Origin of the sequence: Silvimonas terrae, assembly GCF_014202765.1 — a bacterium.
In the GTDB taxonomy this organism is placed as follows: domain Bacteria; phylum Pseudomonadota; class Gammaproteobacteria; order Burkholderiales; family Chitinibacteraceae; genus Silvimonas; species Silvimonas terrae.
In genome coordinates, this window is record NZ_JACHHN010000011.1 from 111,557 (window position 1) to 126,684 (window position 15,128).

18 protein-coding genes are annotated in these 15,128 nt (G+C 59.2%); 11 read left to right on the plus strand and 7 right to left on the minus strand.

The annotated features are described in order from the left end of the window. Positions 1 to 19 precede the first annotated feature (19 nt). Together HNQ50_RS20625 and HNQ50_RS20630 are read right to left on the minus strand one after the other, a co-directional pair. The gene (locus tag HNQ50_RS20625) at positions 20 to 721 is read right to left on the minus strand and encodes a glutathione S-transferase (RefSeq protein ID WP_184103113.1); all 702 of its coding nucleotides are present in this window, start codon (positions 719 to 721) and stop codon (positions 20 to 22) included. A gap of 21 nt (positions 722 to 742) precedes the next feature. Further along, positions 743 to 1,063 (minus strand): DUF2917 domain-containing protein, encoded by a 321-nt coding sequence (locus HNQ50_RS20630; RefSeq protein ID WP_184103114.1) that lies wholly within the window; start codon positions 1,061 to 1,063, stop codon positions 743 to 745. A gap of 115 nt (positions 1,064 to 1,178) precedes the next feature. Between HNQ50_RS20630 and HNQ50_RS20635 the strand changes: the two genes are divergently transcribed. Together HNQ50_RS20635 and HNQ50_RS20640 are read left to right on the plus strand one after the other, a co-directional pair. Then, on the plus strand, positions 1,179 to 2,135 hold the full coding sequence (locus HNQ50_RS20635) for a LysR substrate-binding domain-containing protein (RefSeq protein WP_184103115.1): 957 nt from the start codon (positions 1,179 to 1,181) through the stop codon (positions 2,133 to 2,135). Between the two features lie 385 nt (positions 2,136 to 2,520). Next, positions 2,521 to 3,465: a LysR family transcriptional regulator gene (locus tag HNQ50_RS20640; protein ID WP_184103116.1), complete on the plus strand. Its 945-nt coding sequence runs from the start codon at positions 2,521 to 2,523 to the stop codon at positions 3,463 to 3,465. Between the two features lie 7 nt (positions 3,466 to 3,472). Here HNQ50_RS20640 and HNQ50_RS20645 read toward each other — a convergent pair whose 3' ends face one another. After that, entirely contained in the window at positions 3,473 to 4,366 is an 894-nt protein-coding gene (locus HNQ50_RS20645) for a LysR substrate-binding domain-containing protein (RefSeq protein ID WP_184103117.1), read from the minus strand. 102 nt (positions 4,367 to 4,468) lie between these two features. On the opposite strand from HNQ50_RS20645, the gene HNQ50_RS20650 reads away from it, so the two are divergent. Next, positions 4,469 to 5,692, plus strand: a complete 1,224-nt coding sequence (locus tag HNQ50_RS20650) for an MFS transporter (RefSeq protein WP_184103118.1) — start codon at positions 4,469 to 4,471, stop codon at positions 5,690 to 5,692. A gap of 21 nt (positions 5,693 to 5,713) precedes the next feature. Here the strand turns inward: HNQ50_RS20650 and HNQ50_RS20655 are convergent, their stop codons facing one another. The 3 genes from HNQ50_RS20655 to HNQ50_RS20665 form a co-directional block, all read right to left on the minus strand. Beyond that, on the minus strand, positions 5,714 to 5,974 hold the full coding sequence (locus HNQ50_RS20655) for a hypothetical protein (protein ID WP_184103119.1): 261 nt from the start codon (positions 5,972 to 5,974) through the stop codon (positions 5,714 to 5,716). A 6-nt stretch (positions 5,975 to 5,980) separates the two neighbouring features. Next, positions 5,981 to 6,430, minus strand: coding sequence for a MarR family winged helix-turn-helix transcriptional regulator (locus tag HNQ50_RS20660; protein WP_184103120.1), 450 nt, complete (start codon positions 6,428 to 6,430; stop codon positions 5,981 to 5,983). 73 nt (positions 6,431 to 6,503) lie between these two features. Further along, positions 6,504 to 6,926, minus strand: a complete 423-nt coding sequence (locus HNQ50_RS20665; RefSeq protein ID WP_184103121.1) for an organic hydroperoxide resistance protein — start codon at positions 6,924 to 6,926, stop codon at positions 6,504 to 6,506. Positions 6,927 to 7,208: 282 nt separating this feature from the next. Here HNQ50_RS20665 and HNQ50_RS20670 point away from each other — a divergent pair, with 282 nt between their 5' ends. The 8 genes from HNQ50_RS20670 (at position 7,209) to tauD (ending at position 14,365) form a co-directional block, all read left to right on the plus strand. Then, positions 7,209 to 8,516 carry an MFS transporter gene (locus HNQ50_RS20670; RefSeq protein WP_184103122.1) on the plus strand — a complete coding sequence of 436 codons (1,308 nt, stop codon included), beginning with the start codon at positions 7,209 to 7,211 and terminating at the stop codon, positions 8,514 to 8,516. Between the two features lie 367 nt (positions 8,517 to 8,883). Next, positions 8,884 to 9,555 carry a CsgG/HfaB family protein gene (locus HNQ50_RS20675; RefSeq protein ID WP_184103123.1) on the plus strand — a complete coding sequence of 224 codons (672 nt, stop codon included), beginning with the start codon at positions 8,884 to 8,886 and terminating at the stop codon, positions 9,553 to 9,555. A 14-nt stretch (positions 9,556 to 9,569) separates the two neighbouring features. Beyond that, positions 9,570 to 9,947 carry a DUF4810 domain-containing protein gene (locus HNQ50_RS20680; protein ID WP_184103124.1) on the plus strand — a complete coding sequence of 126 codons (378 nt, stop codon included), beginning with the start codon at positions 9,570 to 9,572 and terminating at the stop codon, positions 9,945 to 9,947. Beyond that, positions 9,944 to 10,618, plus strand: a complete 675-nt coding sequence (locus HNQ50_RS20685) for a DUF799 domain-containing protein (protein ID WP_184103125.1) — start codon at positions 9,944 to 9,946, stop codon at positions 10,616 to 10,618. Before HNQ50_RS20680 ends, HNQ50_RS20685 begins: the two co-directional genes overlap by 4 nt. A gap of 214 nt (positions 10,619 to 10,832) precedes the next feature. Then, complete coding sequence (gene tauA / locus HNQ50_RS20690; RefSeq protein ID WP_184103126.1) at positions 10,833 to 11,819, plus strand: taurine ABC transporter substrate-binding protein; 987 nt, start codon at positions 10,833 to 10,835, stop codon at positions 11,817 to 11,819. Between the two features lie 22 nt (positions 11,820 to 11,841). Further along, positions 11,842 to 12,651, plus strand: a complete 810-nt coding sequence (gene tauB / locus HNQ50_RS20695) for a taurine ABC transporter ATP-binding subunit (RefSeq protein ID WP_184103127.1) — start codon at positions 11,842 to 11,844, stop codon at positions 12,649 to 12,651. Next, positions 12,651 to 13,487 (plus strand): taurine ABC transporter permease TauC, encoded by an 837-nt coding sequence (tauC, locus tag HNQ50_RS20700; protein ID WP_184103128.1) that lies wholly within the window; start codon positions 12,651 to 12,653, stop codon positions 13,485 to 13,487. The genes tauB and tauC overlap by 1 nt, the downstream gene beginning before the upstream one ends. Before the next feature lie 38 nt (positions 13,488 to 13,525). Then, entirely contained in the window at positions 13,526 to 14,365 is an 840-nt protein-coding gene (tauD, locus tag HNQ50_RS20705) for a taurine dioxygenase (RefSeq protein ID WP_184103129.1), read from the plus strand. Between the two features lie 13 nt (positions 14,366 to 14,378). Here the strand turns inward: tauD and HNQ50_RS20710 are convergent, their stop codons facing one another. Further along, a complete protein-coding gene (locus tag HNQ50_RS20710; RefSeq protein ID WP_184103130.1) occupies positions 14,379 to 15,062 on the minus strand; it encodes a polysaccharide deacetylase family protein in 684 nt (227 codons plus the stop codon). Between the last annotated feature and the right edge of the window lie 66 nt (positions 15,063 to 15,128).

Below are 15,128 nucleotides of genomic sequence, written 5' to 3' on the forward strand. Positions count from 1 at the left end.
GGATGCGCCTGGGCGGTGTTCAGGCTGCGGCCAGTACCAGGTAATTACCTTCACGCGGGCCGCCCCATTGCGCCAGGGCGGCATCGCTTTGTGCGACATGAATGGTTTCTTCCAGCGCGCCGCGCTCCCAGGCTTGCATGGCCGGGTGGTCCAGCATGGCGTCGCGGTAGGCCGCAGCACGGGGCGGCAGGTCCACGTTGTAGCAAAAGAAACGCCACACCACCGGGGCAAACATGGCATCGGCCACACTGAAATCGCCAAACAAATACGGGCCTTTGTTGCCGGCAAAGCGGCTACGGCAGTCTTCCCAGATTTCACAAATCCGGGCGACGTCCGCCTTGACCGCCGCAGGCAGTGGCCCACCGTGGGCGCGGGCTTTCACATTCATGGGCATGGCACCACGCAAACTGCCAAAACCGGCATGCATCTCACTGGCGACACTGCGTGCAACGGCGCGGGCGTGCCGGTCTGCCGGCCACGCTTGCGGGTACTGCTCGGCCACGTATTCGCAAATGGCCAGACTCTCTGAAACCTGGATATCGCCATCATGCAACGCGGGCACCAGGCCATTGTCGGAATACGGGCGGTGCGTGTCGTTCGGGCCGCGACCACAGACCTGGACTGGGACTTCCAGAAACGTTACGCCCAGGTGTGTGAGCAAAATCCAGGGGCGCAGCGACCAGGACGAGTAATTTTTGTTGCCGATGTAAAGCGTAAGCATTAGTGGGACATCCTCCGTGGGTTAATGCAAAGCCGCGACCGGGGCCGTGCTGTGGGCTCGCCGCAAGCGACGCGCCAGGCGTGATAGCTGCCGTATGCTCCACAGTGTAGCCAGCAGGGGCAGCGGGCGGTTGCGGATCACCCGCAGCGTGCCATGGCCCTCGACCAGTGCGCGGCCAGGCGGCAATTCCAGCGATTCGTGGCCGGCCAGCACAAAATCGCGTGAGATGCCGGTGACGGTAATCCAGGCCTCGCCCTCGTCGCAATGGATGCGGTAGCCCTTGCGCAGTTCAAGCTGCATCAGGGCGCCGTTTTGCAGGATCAGTCGGGTATCGCTCACCATGTCTGGCCTCCAGGAAAGGCATTGGTTTCATGGAGGTCACTATATCCGCAGCACGTTGGCATAAAAATCGATATATTTTCGATGTTTATGTGAGCAAAACTAACATGTGAGCACCATGCCCCAATCGCCGCCATTGCCCGCACTGCGGGCGTTTGAAGCTGTATCCCGCCTGGGTTCTGTGGTGCAGGCGGCAGACGAATTGTGTGTGACACACGGCGCGGTCAGCCATCAGCTACGCGCGCTGGAAGATTTTCTGGGCGTGCCGCTGTTCACGCGCCAGGGCAAGCGGCTGACGCTGAATGACGAAGGCCGCGTCTATGCCATGCAAGTGCGCAATGCGCTGGCCGAAATCGACGAGGCCACGCAATGGGTGCAAGCCGGCCCGCGCCCCAATGAGTTGGTTATTGCCGTGATCCCGGCGTTTGCCTCGCACTGGCTGCTGCCGCGCTTGCCGGATTTTCAGGCGCGGTTTCCGGAATATCGCGTGCGCCTGCGGGCCAATCTGGCGGTGGATGATCTGCGCGGTGGTTTGATCGATGTCGCTATCCGCATGGGTAATGGTCAGTGGCCTGACCTCAAGCAGGAATTCCTCTTCAAGGATCACCTGGTGGCGGTGGCCGCGCCCAATTTCAATGGCGGAGACTTGCCGCAGACGCCTCAGGCCATTCTGGGTAGCACCATTTTGCGCTCTGTCGAAAACTGGCGACCATGGTTTCAGGCTGCGGGGATCGGTGCGGCCGAGCCCGACGGCCTGCATTGCAATGATTCCAACCTGTTGATCGAGGCGGTCAAACTGGAGCAGGGCGTGGCCATGACCCGCCTGTCTTTGGTTGCGGGGCTATTGCAGCGTGGCGAGTTGGTGCAACTGACCGATCTGGTCGTGCCCTATCCCAACCGGGGTTACTGGCTGGCCTGGCCTGGGCGGACTGACGGTACGCGCAAACTCAAGGATTTTTCCGGCTGGCTGAGTACGCAGGTGGCGCAATACGCGGCTTGCCCGGCGAGCGTCCTGCGTGGTTTTGACCTGGATGCAGACAAAAAAATACCCGCAAGCCCCCGTAACACATCTTGACTCAGGGGGATTGCGGGCGCTGGAAACGCAGGGTCTTGCTGTTATTCAGGCGCTTGCTGTTCTCTTTATCGGCCTGGCTTGCTGAAGCTTCGTGTATCCCCTTGCATTGCCGTCAACGCCGGGGTTGGGGCGCCGTTTTGTTTGTGCTTGTGTGCTCTTGAAAGCCGGGGGTTTGTCCCGACTATTGAACAGTTGCTGAGTGCTTGGCCCGGTTGGTGCGCCACGCTTTTTCAGGCGACCGGACCAGAACAGCGGGCGCTCGCCGTTATGCCAAAGGTATTGTTCGTGCTCCGCGCGGTAATGTCGGTTGATTGTCTGCAAAGGCAAATAATAAGGCCAATCTTACCCTGGATAAACCACCCAATAATGGATATATTGTCCAACCATGAGAACAAACGACTGGAATGACTGGCACTGCTTTGTGAGCGTGGCCAGACTGGGTGGGTTTACCCGTGCGGCAGAACGCATGGATGTTCCCAAGTCGACAGTCAGCATGGCCGTGGCCAGACTGGAACAGCGCCTTGGCGTGCGTTTGCTGGAACGCAGCACCCGCCGCATGCGCCTGACCGAAGACGGCGAGCGGCTGATGCAAGAGATCGGCCCGTTGTTCGAGCGGCTGGAAGATATTGCCGACCACGTCGATGCGGGTGATGCCTCGCTAAGTGGCGTGTTACGCATTGCCGCCACTTACGAATTTGGCAGCATGCAACTGGGTGACGTGATCACCGAGATGATGCTGCGTCATCCCAAACTGTCGATTGAGGTGGATGTCGTTTCCGGCATTGTTGACCCGCTGGCCGATGGTTATGACATCGCTTTTGTCGTGACCGCCTTGCCTTTGCCAGATTCACGCCAGGTGGCGCGGCGCGTGTTTGATACATCGCGCAGCTTGTTTGCCTCGCCGGAACTGGTCGCCCGCCACGGGTTGCCGCGCACGCCGGCGGATCTGGCGCACTGGCCGCTGATTGCCGCGCCGTATGAAAGCGAATGGACATTCTCCAGCACAGAAGAACATGAATCGGTGGTGGTGCCGTTGCATCCGCGTTTGCGCACGGCCAATGCCTGGTTGCGGGTGCGTGCTGCCGTCTCTGGTCTGGGCGCAACCGTGCTGGCCCGCAGTTTTTGTGAAGATGAGTGCGATGCCGGGCGCCTTGTGCCGTTGTTGCCAGGCTATGAACCCAATCCGTTGCGCATCTATGCCTTGTTGCCGGCACGCAGCCTGATGCCGGCCAAGAGCCGCCATTTTCTGGATGCGGTAGAAGCCTTGCTCACCGATACCCCGTTCTCCCGGCCCGCACCGTGGGTCACCATCAACGCGCTGCCTGGTTAAGGTTTGCTCAGGCCACGGCGGTGGCTTGTAGCTCGCTTTGCAACCATTCATAAAACCGCAGGATCGCCGCTTCACGTACATGGTTTTCGCGCCAGGCCACAAAGTACTCCATGCTGGCGGGGATTGAGATCTCTCCAATCTGCACCAGATTGCCGGCCTCCAGATCATGTCGCGCCATTTGCCAGCGTGCGGTGGCCAGGCCCTGGCCGGCCACAGCGGCTTGCAACATGATGCCAGGGTCATCAAACACCGGCCCGCGTTCCGGCTCATCGGGCGGCAAGCCGGCGGCAGTCAGCCAGTCCCGCCAGGAACGCATGGTCCAGCGCAACATGGGCATGCGCGGCACATCGGCCAGCGTATAACCTGGGTAGCGGGCCAGCAATTGCGGGCTTGCCACCGCAATCACCCGGTCATCCAGCAATTTGCGGCACAGATACCCCTTGCGATTGATGCGCCGGTGCCAGATGCCGATGTCCACGCTATCCGGGTCGGGCGGTTCCAGCTGGTAATGAATGCGCAGCATCAATTCGATATCCGGGTGCTGCTCAGCAAACAAGGCTAACCGGCGTATCAGCCAGGCACTGGCAAAATCGGCCATCACGCTGACCTGCAAATAGGTGACGCCGGAACCCTGCGCGCGCGCTTGCGCCAGAGCGTCCGCGAGTTCTTCCAGTGATTTGCGTACGCTGGCCGCCAGCCGCTCGCAGGCCGGGGTCGGGATCATGCGCGGGCCGGAGCGGTTGAACAGCACGGTGCCCAGAGAGTCCTCCAGCGCGCGTAAATGATGGCTGACGGCGCTGTGCGTCACGTTGAGTTCCTGGGCGGCGCGGGTAAAACTGCGCAGCCGCGCCGCGGTTTCCAGTGCACGCAAAGCAGGCAAGGGCGGGATTTTGGGGTTCATGCCAGCAAATTTTACTCACAATGCGCGTTGAAAGCTTTCGTTCGCATTGTCGCCAGATAAACGGGACAATACGGCTCTGTTGAGTATTTGCCGGATCTGCTTATGTCTGCCGCCTTGCGTGTGTTTGTCCTGTTTGCCCTGGGCTATTTTGTTTCTTACGTCTATCGCGGCGTGAACCTTGGCTTTGCGCCGTATCTGACGCATGAAATGGGCTTGTCCGGCGCGGATCTGGGGCTTTTGACCAGTTTGTATTTTCTGGGCTTTGCCAGCGCGCAGTTGCCGGTGGGCATTTTGCTGGATCGCTTTGGCTCGCGCCGGGTGACCGCCATCCTGATTCTGGTGGCGGCGACGGGCTCGGCCGTGTTCGGGCTGGCGCATGGCAAAGCCGGTTTGATGGTCGGTCGTTTGCTGATTGGCGTGGGTTTGTCGGCGTGCCTGGGGGCCGCGTTCAAAGCGCTGGCGCAGTGGTACGAGGTAAAACGCCTGCCGCTAGTCAACGGCTTGACCATGGCCGTGGGTGGCTTGGGTGGCGTGGCGATGGGCACGCCACTGCTGTGGCTGCTGGACAAAACCGACTGGCGTAGCGTGTGTCTGGGTTTGTCGGCGTTTTCTGTGGCCGTGGCGCTGGCGATCTGGTTTGGTGTGCCTTCCAGCAAAGAGGTTTCGACCCGGTCTGATTTCCGGACCCAATTGGCAGGCACCTGGCAAGTATTGCGCAGCGGCGTGTTCTGGCGGATTGCGGCGTTTTCTTCCCTGACCCAGGCCGTGTTTTACACCATGCAATCGTTGTGGATGGCGCCGTGGCTGCGTGACGTCAATGGCCTATCGGCCCGGCAAGCCGGTCAGGTGATCTCTATCCTGGGGGTCGCCATGGTGGTGGGCAGCGTGGGTTTTGGTTTTCTGGCCCGTTCGCTGGAACACCGGGGGGTCAGCGTAAGAACCTTCAGCGGTCTGGGCATGCTGGTGTTTGTGGTGATTCAGGCGTTGATCATGGCGCAAGTGCCGGTGCCGGCCTGGGTATTGTGGACCGGTTATGGGCTGTTTGGCGGCTGCGGCATTCTCAGTTACGCCGTGCTGGTGGAGCATTTCCCGCTCAACCTGATTGGCCGGGTGAATACCAGCCTGACCCTGGTGATTTTTGTGCTGATCTTTATTGGCCAGGTGGCGGTGGGAACCGTACTTGATTTCTGGCCAGTGGTGAATGGCCACTACCCGGCGCTGGCGCATCTGACCGCCTGGGGCATTTTGCTGGGTCTGCAGATCATTGCGGCGATCTGGTATTTTGCGCCACGGCGCAAGGTGATTTCCCTGGCTATTTACGGCTGAGAGGCGGCCCGGAGCGGCTTGTTAAGGCAGCGCCAGTTCTTGCGGGAACACGCAAAAATCGGACCGCTGCTCGTGGGGGTCAAACGAGAGCCAGGCAAAGCCAAATGCATCAAAGGCGACGATCTTCCTGAAGTGGCCGACCAGTCCCTGCAAACGGGAAATATCGTCCTGCGCCAGTTCACTGATGCAGGAATGAACCGAGAGAATGCGTACCAGGGAACCCTGGCCCAGCGGCAGGCCTGCCGCGTCGTGCGCAGGCAATGGAAATCCGGCAAGAATCATCAATCGTTAACCTTGATTGCGCGGGTCCGCGCTGGCCAGCAAGTGCAGAAAATGCTGCAAGCGGTCGCGGATATCAACCACGTCTTCCAGCGGCAAGGGCAGGGCGCAGAGCAAGCCACGCGGGACTGCCTCGGCCTTCTCTTTGAGGGCCTTACCTTCAGCGGTCAGATCGACCACCACCCGGCGTTCATCGCCCGGATCACGCTGCCGGCTGATCAAGCCGCGCGTCTGCAGGCGCTTGAGTAGTGGCGTGAGCGTGCCGGTATCCAGAAACAATTGCTTGCCCAGATCGCCCACACTGCGCGGTGCGGTTTCCCACAGGGCCAGCATGACCAGATATTGCGGGTAGGTCAGATCCAGGTCTTCCAGTAACGGCCGATACAACCGCGTCATCAGGTTGCTGGCCGCATAGAGCGGAAAACACAGTTGCTGGTCGAGTTTAAGCAGGTCTGACATGGCGGTCCGGTAAAGAGAAAAGCGCCGTAACGATAGCATGAGCCGCAGCCCATGCCATCGTTATGCCGCTGGATCAGGCGGCGATGGCGGTGACATCGACCTTGATATTGCCGCGAGTGGCGTGCGAATACGGGCAAACCTGGTGGGCTTTGGCCACGATCTCTTCTGCGGTAGCTTGATCCACACCCTTGATGGTGGCGGTCAGGGCGACTTCCAGCTTGAAGCCACCGTCTTCACGCGGGCCGATACCCACTTCGGCCTGTACCTGGGTTTCGCCCAGTTTGATCTTGGCCTGGCCGGCCACAAACAGCATGGCGCTCTCAAAACACGCGGCATAACCGGAGGCAAACAGTTGTTCCGGATTGGTGCCAGCCTTGCCGCTGCCGCCCAGCTCACGCGGCAAGGCCAGATCTGCGGTAAATACGCCATCTGCAGTGGCGACATGGCCGTTGCGGCCGCCGTGGGTGGTTGCCTTGGTGCGATACAGAATAGTCATGATGTTGCTCCTTGTTGAGGTTGTTGGTTGTTGCTGTGTTCTTGCTCAAAATAATATTGTGCACAATATAAATGTGCAACGCATAAATAAAAAAACTGGATGAACGGTGAAGGCGGGGAATCCTGTCAATGGACTGTATGACAACAAAATCTTTAAAAAACATGATGTTGAAAATTGGTTGACGGCTTTTTCTGAAAGCCTGGTTGGAGAAAGTAGTTACGGCGCGCCGACTACAAGCTCTGGATAATCAGACAGACCATTCATGTAAAAGGTCAGGTCGCAATGACTTCAGATACCCGCCCGGCGCAATCGCCGGCCAGTGCTGTGTTCCGTGTTGTCAGCGGCAACTTCCTGGAAATGTACGACTTCATGGTGTACGGCTATTACGCCAGCGCCATTGCCAAAACGTTTTTCCCCAGTGGTAATGAATTCCTCTCGCTGATGCTGGCGCTGGTGACTTTTGGGGCGGGCTTTTTAATGCGCCCGTTGGGGGCCATCATGCTTGGCTCTTATATTGACCGCCACGGCCGCCGTGCCGGGTTGATTGTCACGCTGGCGCTGATGGCCTGTGGCACGCTGTTGATTGCCTGTGTGCCGGGCTACAACAGCATTGGTCTGGCCGCACCGCTGCTGGTGGTGGCGGGGCGCTTGCTGCAGGGTTTCTCTGCCGGTGTGGAACTGGGTGGGGTGTCGGTGTACCTGGCGGAAATTGCCAGCCCGGGTAACAAGGGTTTTTATGTCAGTTGGCAATCGGCCAGCCAGCAAGTGGCCGTGGTCTTTGCCGCCGTGCTGGGTGTATTGCTGGCTTCCAACCTCTCCCACGGGCAGATGGACGATTGGGGTTGGCGCGTGCCGTTTGTTGTGGGCTGTCTGATCGTGCCGTTCTTGTTCATCATCCGCCGCTCTTTGCAAGAGACGGAAGAGTTTGAAAAGCGCAAGCATCGCCCCTCGCCCAAAGAGATTGTGGACTCCATCATCAAGAACTGGGGCATCGTGATCCTGGGCACGTTGCTGGTGGTCATGACCACGGTGTCGTTCTACATGATCACGGCGTACACCCCCACGTTTGGCAAGCATGAATTGCATTTGTCAGACTCGGACGCGCTCATCGTCACGGTCTGCGTGGGTATCTCCAACCTGTTCTGGTTGCCGGTCATGGGGGCCTTGTCGGACCGCATTGGTCGTCGCCCGCTGCTGTTAACCTTTACCACGCTCAGCCTGGTGACCGCCTACCCGGCGCTGGCCTGGCTGGTTACTGCGCCGTCCTTTGGCCATTTGTTGCTGGTGGAACTGTGGCTCTCCTTCATCTACGCCAGCTACAACGGTGCCATGGTGGTTTCGTTGATCGAGATCATGCCGGTACATGTGCGGACCACGGGCTTCTCTATGGCGTACAGCCTGGCCACGGCACTGTTCGGCGGGTTCACACCAGCGGTATCGACCTGGCTGATCCAGGCTACCGGTAACAAAGCCATGCCAGGGGTATGGCTGACCTTTGCCGCGGCCAGCGGGCTGATTGCCACCTTGATCCTGAACCGCATGGGGTTGTTTGAAAAAGTGGAGCGGGCTGTCCATCTGGCCCGCGCGTGAATTAAGCCGGCCTGCATGACTGGCCGGAGAGGGTCCACGCCAAAGCCCGCGCCTGTTTGTCAGCGCGGGCTTTTCTCTGCCTGTCACCGGCGCATATTGCGACTAATCTTACAAAAAATCTTACAAGTAGAGCGCGCGCAGGAAGGGTGAGGTTGGGGCGGCAGGCTAGATTTACTGATTGGAATCAAGTTTCCCCGATCACTTCTGGTTTGATACATTAGAAAATACTGTCATACTCGCGCTCCGCACACGCTTACCGTTTCTTTCAGGCTTTGCGCATCACGCGTGGTCATTATTGATAATCGCGTCAGCGGCTCCTGTTGATTTATTTAATTCTTTAATTCTGTTTTGTTTTGGGCCTTGCAACATGAATAACAAGCTGGTTCTCCCCGCACTGATCGCCGCCGCTTTGCTTGCCGGCTGCGCGACCGAATCCTCCCGCAGTATTGCAGTACCGCAAACGGCCGCTGCCAGCGTTGCCTGGCAGGGTGCGCGTTCGCCCATCGCTGTGGGCAAGTTTGATAACCGCTCCAGCTATATGCGCGGCATTTTCTCTGACAACGTGGACCGTCTGGGCAGCCAGGCCAAGACCATCTTGATCACGCATCTGCAACAGACCGGCCGCTTCAATGTGCTTGACCGTGACAACATGGCCGAGATCAAGCAAGAAGCCGCCATCCAGGGCAAAGCGCAAGACTTGAAGGGTGCGGATTACGTGGTCACGGGGGATGTGACCGAGTTTGGTCGCAAGGAAACAGGCGACATGCAGCTCTTTGGCCTGCTGGGCCGGGGCAAGTCGCAAGTGGCCTACGCCAAAGTGGCCCTCAATATCGTGAATACCCGTACCTCTGAAGTGGTGTATTCCGCGCAGGGCGCAGGGGAGTACGCGCTGGATAACCGCGAAGTATTGGGTTTTGGCGGCACCGCCAGCTATGACTCCACGCTCAATGGCAAGGTGCTGGATCTGGCCATTCGCCAGGCTGTCGACAACCTCGTCGGCGGTATCAACAGCGGCGCCTGGCAACCGGCTGCGCACTAACCTCTGAGGCCATCATGAATTTTGTTTCCCGTACCCGGATGGGTTGGGCTGGCCTGGTGCTGGCTGCGGCATTGACCGGTTGTGCCAATCAGCCGCAACAGTTGTACGGCTGGGGGCATTACCAGGACTCCCTCTACACGTATTTCAAGGGCGAAAACCTGAACGAGCAGCAGCAGATTGATCTGTTGCAAGCCGATTTGCAGCAGATGCAAGGCAAGGGCAAAGCGTGCCCGCCGGGGCTACATGCCCAATTGGGTTTGTTGTATGCCCGCCAGGGTAAGGAGGATGAAGTCGCGCGCGAGTTTGCGACCGAAAAACAGCTTTACCCGGAATCTGCGGCATATATGGATTTTTTGCTACGTAAACAACAGCAACAGGTGGCCAAAAAATGATGTTTAAACCTTTGCGCCTGATTGCCGCTATCGCTGCACTGACCATGCTGGCGACGGGTTGTGCCCAGCGTGGCCCGGCTGTGGACTACACGGCCTTTCGGGAAAGCCATCCCGCTTCGATTCTGGTTCTGCCGCCAGTGAATACCTCGCCGGATATCATGGCCTCTTATAGTGTGCTGTCGCTGGTGACCATGCCGCTGGCTGAATCTGGCTATTACGTGGTGCCGGTGGCGGTGGCCGATGAAACCTTCAAGCAGAACGGTTTGACCACGGCCGATGAAATCCAGGCGGTGCCGGTCGACAAGCTGCGCAGCATTTTTGGTGCGGATGCCGGTTTGTACATCAGCGTATCGCAATATGGCGTCAGTTATCGCGTGGTGGATAGCGTGGTGAACGTGGAAGCCAATGCCAAACTGGTTGACCTGCGTACCGGCAAAATCCTGTGGACCGGTCATGCATTTGCGTCCAGCGCAGAAAACCAGAACAGTTCTGGTGGTGGTTTGATTGGCATGCTGGTGACCGCCGTGGTGAACCAGTTGATCAACAACCTTAGTGACAAGAGCCACGCCATTGCAGGCATTACTAGTTGGCGCTTGTTGTCCGCAGGCCAGCCCGGCGGTTTGCTGTACGGACCGCGTTCGCCCAAATACGGCAAGACCGCTACCAACTAAGTGCGGCCACGCCGACATCCCGGCTGCTTCAATGACAACGGCTTTCCCTGACGGGAAGGCCGTTTTTTATTGCCGAAAACAAATATCATAGCGCGATTGGTTCTTATATTTGTAAATAATATATAAACATAGCTTCATATTCCTTTTTGTTTATAAAAGCGTTTGTTAGATTCTGCACAGGCAATCACACAGCTATACCCACAAGGAGAAACGAATGAGCAAGCTGCACGTATTCAAATGGCTGGTGCCCGCACTGGCGCTGGCGGGTTTCGCCGCTGCTGCGCAGGCAGAAGAAGTCACCGTGGCGTATCAAACCACCGTAGAGCCCGCCAAAGTGGCGCAGGCCGATGGCCTTTACGAAAAAGCCACCAACAGCAAGATCAACTGGCGCAAGTTTGAAAGCGGGGCAGAAGTGCTGGCCGCTGTCGCATCGGGTGATGTGCAAGTGGGTTATGTCGGCTCCAGCCCCCTGGCTGCCGCTGCCAGCCGTGGCTTGCCAATCCAGACATTCCTGATCGCCATCCAGATTGGGTCGGCCGAGGCGCTGGTGGTGCGCAATGGCGCCAATATCAGCAAACCGCAAGACCTGGTGGGCAAGAAAATTGCCGTGCCGTTTGTTTCAACCACCCATTACAGCCTGCTGGCTGCGCTCAAGCACTGGCAGATTGATCCAGCCAAAGTGCAGATTCTGAATCTGCGTCCGTCTGAAATCACGGCGGCCTGGCAACGGGGCGATATTGACGCCGCCTACGTGTGGGACCCGGCACTGGGCAAGGCCAAGGAATCCGGCAAGGTGCTGGTGAGCTCGACCGAAGTGGCGCAATGGGGCTCGCCGACGTTTGACGCCTGGATTGTACGCAAAGACTTTGCCGAAAAGCACCCGGACTTTGTGGCCGCCTTTGCCCGCACCACCCTCAAGGCGTATGCCGATTACAACGCTGATCCCAAAGCGTGGCTGGCCAATGCGGCCAACGTGGAAAAAGTGGCACGTCTGACTGGCGCCAAACCAGAAGAAGTGGCCGGTCTTTTGCAAGGCAACGGCTACCCCAATGCTGCTGAGCAAAGCAAGTTGCTGGGCCCGCAGATTGCCAACGCCATCGCCCAGACTTCCGGTTTTCTCAAGCAGCAAGGCAAGGTGGATAGCGTGCAACCCAGCTACACACCCTACGTCGATGGCAAGTACGCCGCCGCTGCACGTTGATTGCGACCAGTGAGTAACCCCGATGACCACCACTCGTTCCGCCCCCGGTAGCCTGATTGTCGAGCACGTCAGCGTGCAATACCCCGGCCACACCGGCCAGAATGCCGCGCTGCAGGATGTCTCGTTGCAGATCAACGCGGGTGAGCTGGTGGTGGCGCTCGGACCATCGGGTTGCGGCAAGACTACCTTGCTCAACCTGATTGCCGGATTTTTGCAACCTACCCGCGGCCGGGTGCTGTTTGATGGTCATGAAGTCAAAGGCCCGGCGGCGGAACGAGGGGTGGTATTTCAGGACAACGCCTTGCTGCCCTGGCTGGACGTACTGGGCAATGTTGCGCTGGGGCTGAGGCTGCAAGGCATACCGGCCGCAGAGCGGGAAACGCGCGCCCGGGCTGTGCTGGAGCAGGTGGATTTATCCGGCTTTGCCCATCACCGCATCTGGCAATTGTCCGGCGGCATGCGCCAGCGCGTGGGCCTTGCCCGGGCACTGGCGGCCAACCCGGCGTTGTTGCTGATGGATGAACCCTTTGCCGCGCTGGATGCATTTACCCGGGAACAGATGCAGGAACTGGTGCTGACCTTGTGGCGGCAAACGGGCAAACGCATCTTGTTGATCACGCATGACATTGAAGAAGCCGTGTTTCTGGCCAGTGAACTGGTGCTGATGTCGCCGCGCCCAGGCCGGATTGTCGAGCGCTTGTCGCTGGATTTCAGCCAACGGTATGCCGGCGGCGAATCCGCCCGCAGTATCAAATCTGATCCGGCATTCATCGCCACACGAGAACACGTGCTGGCGCAGGTGTTCGCGCACCGGGACAAAAAGGTCGCCTGATGGAACAAGTTCTTGAGCCCATCGTGGCTGACGCGCCGCTGCTGGCACCCGCACCGCAGATCAAGCGCGTTCGCCCGGCTTGGCAGATCAGTGTACTCACGGTCGCCGTGCTGGTGCTGCTGTGGTGGGCCGTGACGGCGGCGGGGTTGATCCAGCCGTTGTTTCTGCCTTCCCCGCAAGCCGTGTTGCGCCAGTTGTGGGTGGTGTCTACCCACGGATTTATGGACGCCACGCTGTGGCAGCATCTGGGCGCCAGCCTTACGCGGATTGTGCTGGCCTTGATTGCCGCCATTGTGCTGGCGGTGCCGGTGGGCATTGCGGTGGGCTTGTCACCGCGCGTGCAGGCCGTGCTGGACCCGCTGATCGAGTTTTATCGTCCGATCCCGCCGCTGGCTTATTTGCCGCTGATTGTGATCTGGTTTGGCATTGGCGAGTTTTCCAAAGTCTTGCTGATTTATCTGGCCATTTTTGCGCCGATTGCCATCTCAACCGCTGCGGGTGTGCGTGCGGCTGATCCGGCCCGCATCCGCGCCGCGCAGTCGCTGGGGGCCACCCGCTGGCAACTGGTGCGCTTTGTGATCCTGCCCGGCGCTTTGCCAGATGTACTGACCGGTGTGCGGATTGGCCTTGGCACGGGCTGGTCTACCCTGGTCGCGGCAGAGCTGGTGGCCGCAACGCGTGGCCTGGGTTTCATGGTGCAATCTGCCGCGCAATTTCTGGTAACGGATGTGGTGGTGCTGGGTATTGCCGTGATCGCCGTGATTGCCTTTGCGCTGGAGCTGGCGCTGCGCGCATTGCAACGCAAGCTGACGCCCTGGGTTGCGGCGCAGCGCTAAGCACTGACACCCACAACAAAAAATACAAAGGAACCATCATGACGACATCACTGCATATCACCCGGCTGGGCCCGGCGCTGGGCGCCATGGTTGAAGGCGTGCAACTGGCTGGCCCGCTGAACGCCGCCGAACTGGCCGAACTGCAAGCCGCGCTGTTGCGCTACCAGGTGCTGTTTTTCCGTAACCAGCCCTTGAATCCGGAGCAGCAGCGCAATTTCGCCCGCCATTTTGGCGATCTGCATATCCACCCGATTTACCCCAACGTGCCGGAAACGCCAGAAGTCCTGGTGCTGGACACGCACGATGGCAATCTGCCGGATAACGACAACTGGCATACCGACGTGACGTTTATCCAGACCCCGCCGCTGGGCGCCGTGCTGGCTGCCAAACACCTGCCACCCACGGGCGGAGATACGCTTTGGGCCAGTGGTACCGCCGCTTTTGCGGCGCTGTCACCGCAACTGCAAGCGCTGCTGAACGGGTTGACCGCTACGCATGACTTTGCCAAATCGTTTCCGGAAAACCGCCACAACGCCACCGAGGCCGCGCTGGCGCAATGGCACGCCAGCCGCGCCAAACACCCGCCATTGAGTCATCCGGTCGTGCGCACGCATCCGCAAACGGGGCAGAAAGCGTTGTTTGTGAATGAGGGGTTTACCACGCGGATCAACGAGTTGCCGGCCAAAGAAAGCGATGCGCTGCTGGCGTTTCTGTTTGCCCATGTGGCCCGGCCAGAGTTCACCGTGCGCTGGCGCTGGCAAGAAAACGACGTGGCATTCTGGGATAACCGCATTACGCAGCATTACGCCGTGGCCGACTACCTGCCGCATCGGCGCATCATGCATCGCGCCACCATCCTGGGCGACAAACCGTATTGAGAGGGGCAGGGCGTCAGCCGTAGGCCCGCACGCCAGTCAGGCGGTCGGCGGTGACAAAGCGATAACCACGTGACTTGAGTGCGGGTACCACTTGTTCCACGATGTCAGCCACGTTATGCATGCGCGCTTCGCCCTCGTGCAGCACGATGATGGCTTGCGGGTGAATCTGGCGCAGTATGGTTTCGGTCACCCGCATGACGTGACCTTGCGCATCCGGGTGCTCCCAGTTGCGCGGATCAATCGACCAGCCCATGACCCGGAAATCATGCCGCACCAGCATGCGCAGTTGTTCTGCGGTGAGTTCTGCATAAGGTGGGCGATACAGACGCGGGCGTAGCCCGGCAAGGCGCTGGAACTCCTGATCGGTGCGCTGGATTTGTTCCAGCCAGAAATCCGCCACAGAGATCTCCGCCGCGTGGACATGATCCCAGGTGTGGCTGCCGACGGTATGGCCGTCCGCCAGAATCTGCCGCAATAGCTGGTGATGTCCGGCCAGCAGGTTGCCTTGCCAGAAAAAGGTGGCAGGAACCTGATGCACGCGCAAGAGATCCAGCAGCGGCGCCGTCGTGGGGGCGGGGCCGTCGCTGAAGGTCAGCGCAATTTCCAGCCGGTTGCCGTTACCCTGATAAAAATAATGTTCCGGGTATTGCGTGGCAAGGCGGCGCGCCTGGGCAAGATCGAGTTCTTGCTGATACATCGCTGTGAAACCCTGAAAGTGGTTCAGACAAGCCTGCTATGAGATATACGTGTCCGTACGCGACAG

Coding starts and splice junctions, on each gene's coding strand:
- HNQ50_RS20625 (WP_184103113.1), bottom strand. CDS start 721: ATGCTTACGCTTTACATCGGCAACAAAAATTACTCGTCCTGGTCGCTG.
- HNQ50_RS20630 (WP_184103114.1), bottom strand. CDS start 1,063: ATGGTGAGCGATACCCGACTGATCCTGCAAAACGGCGCCCTGATGCAG.
- HNQ50_RS20635 (WP_184103115.1), top strand. CDS start 1,179: ATGCCCCAATCGCCGCCATTGCCCGCACTGCGGGCGTTTGAAGCTGTA.
- HNQ50_RS20640 (WP_184103116.1), top strand. CDS start 2,521: ATGAGAACAAACGACTGGAATGACTGGCACTGCTTTGTGAGCGTGGCC.
- HNQ50_RS20645 (WP_184103117.1), bottom strand. CDS start 4,366: ATGAACCCCAAAATCCCGCCCTTGCCTGCTTTGCGTGCACTGGAAACC.
- HNQ50_RS20650 (WP_184103118.1), top strand. CDS start 4,469: ATGTCTGCCGCCTTGCGTGTGTTTGTCCTGTTTGCCCTGGGCTATTTT.
- HNQ50_RS20655 (WP_184103119.1), bottom strand. CDS start 5,974: ATGATTCTTGCCGGATTTCCATTGCCTGCGCACGACGCGGCAGGCCTG.
- HNQ50_RS20660 (WP_184103120.1), bottom strand. CDS start 6,430: ATGTCAGACCTGCTTAAACTCGACCAGCAACTGTGTTTTCCGCTCTAT.
- HNQ50_RS20665 (WP_184103121.1), bottom strand. CDS start 6,926: ATGACTATTCTGTATCGCACCAAGGCAACCACCCACGGCGGCCGCAAC.
- HNQ50_RS20670 (WP_184103122.1), top strand. CDS start 7,209: ATGACTTCAGATACCCGCCCGGCGCAATCGCCGGCCAGTGCTGTGTTC.
- HNQ50_RS20675 (WP_184103123.1), top strand. CDS start 8,884: ATGAATAACAAGCTGGTTCTCCCCGCACTGATCGCCGCCGCTTTGCTT.
- HNQ50_RS20680 (WP_184103124.1), top strand. CDS start 9,570: ATGAATTTTGTTTCCCGTACCCGGATGGGTTGGGCTGGCCTGGTGCTG.
- HNQ50_RS20685 (WP_184103125.1), top strand. CDS start 9,944: ATGATGTTTAAACCTTTGCGCCTGATTGCCGCTATCGCTGCACTGACC.
- tauA (WP_184103126.1), top strand. CDS start 10,833: ATGAGCAAGCTGCACGTATTCAAATGGCTGGTGCCCGCACTGGCGCTG.
- tauB (WP_184103127.1), top strand. CDS start 11,842: ATGACCACCACTCGTTCCGCCCCCGGTAGCCTGATTGTCGAGCACGTC.
- tauC (WP_184103128.1), top strand. CDS start 12,651: ATGGAACAAGTTCTTGAGCCCATCGTGGCTGACGCGCCGCTGCTGGCA.
- tauD (WP_184103129.1), top strand. CDS start 13,526: ATGACGACATCACTGCATATCACCCGGCTGGGCCCGGCGCTGGGCGCC.
- HNQ50_RS20710 (WP_184103130.1), bottom strand. CDS start 15,062: ATGTATCAGCAAGAACTCGATCTTGCCCAGGCGCGCCGCCTTGCCACG.